This is a genomic window from Rhodoferax sp. (genome assembly GCF_028714215.1).
GTDB lineage: Bacteria > Pseudomonadota > Gammaproteobacteria > Burkholderiales > Burkholderiaceae_C > Rhodoferax.
The window spans coordinates 46,006-52,519 of the sequence record NZ_JAQTMS010000036.1 but is presented as its reverse complement, the minus strand read 5'-3'; the positions used below and the strand labels follow the sequence as shown (position 1 = coordinate 52,519).

The following is a 6,514-nucleotide window of genomic DNA, read 5'->3' as shown; positions in this document are numbered from 1 at the left end:
TCTGCGCGGGGTTCAAGTACATGGATTTTGTACACCGGATTTGGGCATTGCACTGGCCAAGAGAGGAAACGCCAGCTAAATCAACAGCTTGCAGCGTTGCTGGGGGAATAATTTTCTTGTACAGCGGCTGGCGCATAAAAAAAAGGCCTCCCGAAACGAGAGGCCCTTGCCGGCGGATCGAAAGAAATTACTTCTTGCGTGCGGCGATGGCTTTCTCTGCCGCGTTCACCAGATCGGCGCCAACGGTTACCTTCCATTTGTCATAGACCGGACGGGTCACCTTGACGAAGGCCTCGCGCTCGGTGGCGCTCAGTTGTGTCACGGTCACGCCCATGGCTGCGATGTCCTTGAGCAGCGGCTTGTCAGCCTCGACCAAGCCTTTGCGGGCCACGGCAATCTCCTGTTTGCCGGCGTCCAGCGCGGCTTGCCGCACGATGGCTTGATCGGCGGGAGTCCACGATTTCCAGATTTCCTTGTTGACCACGAACACCAGCGGGTCAGCCACGTAACCCCAGGTGGTGACGAATTTCTGGCCCACGGTGTGCATCTTGAGGATGGTGAACAGGAACAGCGGGTTCTCCTGGCCGTCCACCGCGCCGCTGGAAAGCGCCGGTTGCGCGTCGGCCCAGCTCATCTGGGTCGGATTGGCGCCGAAGGCGCTGAACATGTCAGCGAAGATCGGCGAGCCGACCACGCGCATCTTCATGCCCTTCATGTCATCGGGTGACTTGATCGGCCGCTTGGAGTTGGTCACTTCGCGGTAGCCGTTCTCGCCCCAGGCCAGTGGCACCACGCCCGATTTGTCCAGGGTCTGGAAGATCTTCTTGCCGACCTCGCCTTGGGTCAAGGCGTCGATGGCGGCATAGTCGGGCATCAGGAAGGGCAGCGAGAACAGGTTGAGCTCCTTGACCTGCGGCGACCAGTTGATGGTGGAGCCGACCGCCATGTCGATCACGCCCTGGCGCAGCGCACTGAACTCGCGCGTCTGGTCGCCCTGGATCAGCGAGACGCCGGGGTAGAGCTTGATGTTGATGCGGCCCTGCGTGCGTTCCTTGACCAGGTCGGCCCAGACCTTGCCGGCCTGGCCCCACGGCGTCGGCGGCCCCAGCACCAGCGACATCCGGTATTCGGCCTTGTAGGCAGTTTGTGCGGTCGCGGCGACCGAGAAGGTGCCCAGCGCCGCCGCCGCGGCCAGCAGGCCGAGAAGGGTTCTGCGGGATTTCATAGTGGAAGTCTCCTTAAAAAAGTAAAAAAATCGGCCCGCTTCAATAGCCCAGATAGCGCGGCAGCCAGAGCGCAAGCTCGGGCCAGACGATCACCGCCACCATCACCAGGAACATCGAAAACAGCATCCAGCCGACCCAGCGCACGGTTTCTTCCATGCGCACGTTGGCAATGCGGCACGACACCATCAGGTTCACGGCCAACGGCGGTGTGAACTGGCCCAGCGCCACCTTCAGCGTGAGGATAACGCCGAACCAGACCGGGTCCCATTTGTAGAACTGCACGATGGGCCACAGCAGCGGCACGAAGATCAGGAAGATCGACACGCCGTCAAGGAACATGCCGACCGTGATCAGCAGCAGAATCAGCAGCGACAAAACACCGTATTCGCCGAGTCCCGAATTGACGATGGCGCGGGTCACCGGGTCGATGACGCCCAGGGTCGACAGGGAATAGGCAAAGATGCCGGCCAGCGATACCACCAGCAGGATGATGGCGGAAAGTTCGCCCGACTCGCGCAGGATGACGAACAGATCCTTGACCTTGATGGTGCGGTGGATCGCCATGCCGACGAACAAGCCGTAGAACACCGCCACCACCGCCGCCTCGGTCGGCGTGAACCAGCCGGCGCGCATGCCGCCCAGGATCAGCACCGGCGCCGCCAGACCCCAGGTCGCTTCCTTGAAGCTCTGCCAGAAGGGCGGCCGCGGCAGGCTGGCTTCGAGCGCGCCCATCTTGTGCTTGCGCGCCAGCAGCACCGTCGGCACGATCAGCGCCAGACCAGCCAGCACGCCGGGAATCATGCCGGCGGCAAACAGCGCCGGCACCGAGGCGCCGGGCACCAGCACCGAGTAGACGATGAAGGCCACCGAGGGCGGAATCAGGATGTCGGTGGCGGCTGCGGCACCGACCACGCTGGCCGAGAACGCCGCCGGGTAACCGGCACGCGACATGGCGGCAATCATGACCGCCCCCACCGCCGCTGCATTGGCCGGGCCGGAACCGGAAATGCCGCCCAGAAACATGGCCACCACAATCGCCACCAGCGGCAGCATGCCGGGGCCGCGGCCGACGATGGCCACGGCAAAGTTGACCAGCCGCAAGGCGACGCCGGAGCGGTCGAAGATGGAGCCCACCAGCACAAACATCGGGATCGCCAGCAAGGGGTACTTGCCCAGGCCGGCATAGAAGTTCTGCGGCACCGCCAGCAAGCCGAACCATAAGGCATCGGTGTTGGCCAGCGCGATGCAGGCGGCGCCGGCCAGGCCCAGCGCCGCGCCGATCGGCACGCCCAGCAGCATCATGACGACGAAGGCGACAAACAGCAGGGTCGGGATCATGACCGGACCCCCACGCTCGGCGCTGACGCGTCCTCGCTGCCCCCCGCGGGGGTGTTCGCTTGCTCGGGGCGGCCCAGCGCGGCGCTCATGCTCGACGCCCCCGGCGGATGAACAGGCCCAGGGCGCGTCCGGCAATGGCTACCGACATCACCGGCAGCCAGATCGTGTACCACCATTGCGGCACGCCAATGCCCGGCGAGGTCTCGCCGAAGCGGATGTCGTCCCACACCATGCGCGTGCTGAGGGCGGCGATCAGGGTGAACAGCAGGAACACCATGATGGCGCCAAAGCGCGCCAGTGCGCGCTGGCGCGCCGGCGAGCCGCTGTCGGCAAAGTATTCGATGCGAATCTGGCGATTGCGTGCCACCGAGGCCGAGCCGGCCACCAGCGCCAGCACGATCATCAGGAACACCGAGAACTCCTCGGTCCAGGCGAAGGACTGGCTGGTGAAGTAGCGCACCAGCACATTGCCGAAGGTGATCAGCGCCAACAGCCCCATGACGATGACGGTCAGCCAGTCTTCGATCTTGAGCGGAATGACGGTGACCTCATCCTGCGCCGCGGGATCCGGCACTTCGACGGGCAGATGGGTGGGTTCGTGAAGATGGGGCATGAGGCGAAGGGGAAGAGGTTAGAGGTGAAGGAGCGCATCGGGCATCAGGAGATACCCTTGCTAAGTTGAAGATTTAAGCATCGCGCGCACTGCGGCGGCAACGTCCTCGGCGCCGATGCGCGACTGCGCTTCCAGCACCGGTGCATAGCCGACCGGAATGCGCGGTGCGCCCAAGCGCTTGACCTTGCAGCCGGTAGCTTCGGCGGCGCTGGCCGCAATCTCGGCGCCAAAGCCGGCCACCTGCACCGCCTCGTGCACCACCAGCAGCCGGTTGGTCCTGGCGCAGGACTGCAAAACCGTATCGCGGTCCCAGGGCCAGAGGGTGCGCAAGTCGATCAGCTCGACCGCTATGCCTTCCTTTGCGAGTTGTTCGCAGGCACTGGAACAAGCCTGTAGCTGCTTGCTCCAGCTCACCAGCGTGAGGTCCGCTCCGGCGCGCAAGGTGTTGGCGCGGCCCAGCGCCACGGCGTGGGATTGATCCACCTCGCCGGTCAGACCCCACAGCGTTTTGTGCTCCATGTAGACCACCGGGTCGCCGCTGGCCAGCGCCGAGCGCAGCAGGGAGTAATTGTCTTGCGGTGTCGCCGGGCAGACCACCACCAGGCCCGGCAAGTGGGCAAACCAGCTCTCCAGCGATTGCGAGTGCTGCGCCGCCGAAGCGTCCCAGATGCCGATCGGCATGCGCACCACCAGGGGCACGCGGCCCTGGCCGCCGAACATGAAACGGTTCTTGGCGGCCTGGTTGACGATCTCGTCCATGCCGCACAGCGCGAAGTCGACCACGCGCATCTCGACCACCGGGCGCAGCCCGGCCAGCGCCATGCCGACGCCGGCGCCCATGATGGCGGCCTCGCTGATGGGCGTGTCGATCACGCGCTGGGCGCCGAACCGTTGCTGCAAGCCCTGGTATTGGCCGAAGATGCCGCCACGGCCCACGTCCTCGCCGATCACCACCACATTGGCGTCGGCCGCCATCTCGTGCTGTAGCGCCAGCGCCGCCGCTTGCGCGTAAGTCATCAGCGCCATTGGCCGGCCCCCGTGGTCTGGACATCGGTGAAGGCGGCGGCCGCTTCCGGCCAGGGTGCGGCCTCGGCGACCCTGAGTGCATTGGCGACTTCCGCCGTGGCTGCCTGTTCGATGGCGTCGAGCTGCCGGGCCTCGGTGCCGGGCAGGCTCAGGTAGTGCGCGCGAGCCCGGGCGATCGGATCCGTCTTCAAGGCGGCCTGCAGCTCTTCGGGTTGGCGGTAGGCGGCGAGGTCGACAGAAACATGGCCCTTGACGCGGTAAGTGATGGCGTGCAGCAGGCGCGGGCCGCTGCCCGAGCGTACCTGCTGCACCAGTTCAGCCGCGCTGGCGTGCACCGCCAACACATCGTTGCCGTCCACTTGAACCGCCACAATGTCCAGGCTCAGGGCGCGCGCCGAGGCGCCGGCACCGGCCGTCATCGGTCCGCTGGCCGTGGTGGCACTCCAGCGGTTGTCTTCGCAGACGAACAGCACCGGCAACTGATAGACACGGGCCCAGTTGAGGGCCTCCAGAAACGGCCCCCGGTTGATGGCGCCATCGCCGAAGAAACAGACCGTGATGCCCTGTCGTCCTTGCAGCTTTTGCGCATGCGCGGCACCGACGGCAATCGGCAGGCCGGCACCGACCACGCCGTTGGCGCCCAGCATGCCGACAGAAAAGTCCGCAATGTGCATGGAGCCGCCCTTGCCGCCATTGGTGCCGTCGGCCTTGCCGAACAACTCGCACATCATGCGCTGCAAATCGGCACCCTTGGCCAGGGTGTGGCCGTGGCCGCGATGGGTCGAAGTGAGGTAATCGTCGTGTCGCAGATGGGCGCAAACCCCGGCCGGCACGGCTTCCTGCCCGGTGGAGAGATGCAGCGGCCCGCGTACCTTGGCGCTGCCATCGGCTGCCTTGCCGTAGGCGCTGACGCCGCCCTGGCTGGCCGCCTCGGCCGCGTTTTCGAAGGCGCGAATGCGAACCATGGTGCGGTACAAGTCCGCCAAAGTTTGTGCTTTGTCCCTCAAGCTGTCTCCGCTGTCATAATTAAAAGTGAGCCCGCATTGTATGAGACGGGTAGGCCATTCAAGCGCCTCAAGCCGGGCGTCAAAGAGCCGGCTCAGCCGGTTCGCGGTGCCGCCGGAATAACCCGGCGGCGCACTGATGGCGTGCCACCCAAAGCGGTTGACGGTGGCCCGATCCGTGTCTTTGGTTTCACAGGAAATGCTGGTCAATGAAGCGTGTCAATCCGGGGTTGTCGTTCAAGGTGCTGGCATCTCTTGGCGTCGTTGTACTGTGGGTCCATCTGGTCCTGCTGCAGGGCCTCCCCTTGATTTTCAGTTCGATGCCAAGCGCGCCAAGCCGCGCTTTCAGCACGCGCGCCATCGAGTTCCCCGCCACCGGGCAACCCGCCGCGCAACCAACAGTCCGACCGGCGGCGGCAAAACCGATGCAAAGCAGGCCGCCAACGCCGACCCGGATCGAGCCGGAAAGTCCGGCCACGGTCCCCGCCCTCACCGGGAGCGCCGGCGAAGAGGCGACGCAACCGCCGCCCGTCAGCGTGAACGATGACGCGGTTTCAAGTCGCCCGCCGGAGGCGCAACCCCAGGACGCCGCCAGCGCCAGCGCCGACGCCGATCCACCGGCGGCCGTGCCGCGCCCGCCAGGCGAGCGGCCGGTCGCGCCAAGAAGCTACAAGGTACCCGGTTCGGTGCGGCTCCAGTATGAGGTCAAAGGCAACAAGTTTCCCTACCGCCTGAGTGCCGAAATGGTATGGCAACAGGATGGCGACAGTTATGACGCCAGGCTGGCATTCAGCGCCGGTTTTCTGCCGGTCCTGCTGCAAACCAGCCGCGGAAAGATCACCCCGGAGGGGCTGGCCCCCATACGCTATTCCGACAAAAGGCGCAGTGAAGTCGCCGCTCACTTTGTGCGGGAACAAGGCAAGATTGTTTTCAGCGCCAATACGCCCGACGCACCCCTGCTGGCCGATGCGCAGGACCGCTTGAGCATCATGGTGCAGTTGGCCAGCATGATCGCCGGCGACCCCGGCCACTACCCGGAAGCCACCACCATAGCGCTTCAGACCGTGGGACCACGCGCTGCCGATACCTGGCTTTTTACCGTGGGGGGCGAGGAAACACTGACACTGCCGGGGGGTGAGCAGGCAACCCTGAAGCTGATGCGCAACCCGCGTCAGGAGTTCGACCAGAAGGTCGAGTTGTGGCTTGCCCCGGCACTGGGTTATTTGCCGGTGCGTATCCGGATCACCGAGGCCAATGGCGACTTCGTCGACCAGCAGTGGCTGGCCAGCGAGCCCCCTCAATGAACT

6 protein-coding genes are annotated in these 6,514 nt (G+C 65.2%); 1 reads left to right on the top strand and 5 read right to left on the bottom strand.

Features of this window, described 5'->3' with window-relative positions; all coding sequences use genetic code 11:
* Positions 1-187: 187 nt before the first annotated feature.
* From PHS32_RS16020 to PHS32_RS16000, 5 genes are all read right to left on the bottom strand, one after another.
* A complete protein-coding gene (locus PHS32_RS16020; protein ID WP_301080043.1) occupies positions 188-1,225 on the bottom strand; it encodes a DctP family TRAP transporter solute-binding subunit in 1,038 nt (345 codons plus the stop codon).
* A 40-nt stretch (positions 1,226-1,265) separates the two neighbouring features.
* On the bottom strand, positions 1,266-2,564 hold the full coding sequence (locus PHS32_RS16015; protein ID WP_301080042.1) for a TRAP transporter large permease: 1,299 nt from the start codon (positions 2,562-2,564) through the stop codon (positions 1,266-1,268).
* A gap of 85 nt (positions 2,565-2,649) precedes the next feature.
* Complete coding sequence (locus tag PHS32_RS16010; protein WP_301080041.1) at positions 2,650-3,177, bottom strand: TRAP transporter small permease; 528 nt, start codon at positions 3,175-3,177, stop codon at positions 2,650-2,652.
* Between the two features lie 60 nt (positions 3,178-3,237).
* Positions 3,238-4,203: a transketolase C-terminal domain-containing protein gene (locus tag PHS32_RS16005; RefSeq protein ID WP_301080040.1), complete on the bottom strand. Its 966-nt coding sequence runs from the start codon at positions 4,201-4,203 to the stop codon at positions 3,238-3,240.
* Positions 4,194-5,168: a thiamine pyrophosphate-dependent dehydrogenase E1 component subunit alpha gene (locus tag PHS32_RS16000; protein ID WP_301080047.1), complete on the bottom strand. Its 975-nt coding sequence runs from the start codon at positions 5,166-5,168 to the stop codon at positions 4,194-4,196. The genes PHS32_RS16005 and PHS32_RS16000 overlap by 10 nt, the downstream gene beginning before the upstream one ends.
* Positions 5,169-5,416: 248 nt before the next feature.
* On the opposite strand from PHS32_RS16000, the gene PHS32_RS15995 reads away from it, so the two are divergent.
* Positions 5,417-6,511 (top strand): DUF3108 domain-containing protein, encoded by a 1,095-nt coding sequence (locus PHS32_RS15995; RefSeq protein ID WP_301080039.1) that lies wholly within the window; start codon positions 5,417-5,419, stop codon positions 6,509-6,511.
* The last annotated feature ends 3 nt before the right edge of the window (positions 6,512-6,514 follow it).

What these genes read in the sequence shown, in the direction of transcription:
- PHS32_RS15995 (WP_301080039.1), top strand. Translation starts at nt 5,417, where the DNA reads ATGAAGCGTGTCAATCCGGGGTTGTCGTTCAAGGTGCTGGCATCTCTT.
- PHS32_RS16010 (WP_301080041.1), bottom strand. Translation starts at nt 3,177, where the DNA reads ATGCCCCATCTTCACGAACCCACCCATCTGCCCGTCGAAGTGCCGGAT.
- PHS32_RS16015 (WP_301080042.1), bottom strand. Translation starts at nt 2,564, where the DNA reads ATGATCCCGACCCTGCTGTTTGTCGCCTTCGTCGTCATGATGCTGCTG.
- PHS32_RS16000 (WP_301080047.1), bottom strand. Translation starts at nt 5,168, where the DNA reads ATGGTTCGCATTCGCGCCTTCGAAAACGCGGCCGAGGCGGCCAGCCAG.
- PHS32_RS16005 (WP_301080040.1), bottom strand. Translation starts at nt 4,203, where the DNA reads ATGGCGCTGATGACTTACGCGCAAGCGGCGGCGCTGGCGCTACAGCAC.
- PHS32_RS16020 (WP_301080043.1), bottom strand. Translation starts at nt 1,225, where the DNA reads ATGAAATCCCGCAGAACCCTTCTCGGCCTGCTGGCCGCGGCGGCGGCG.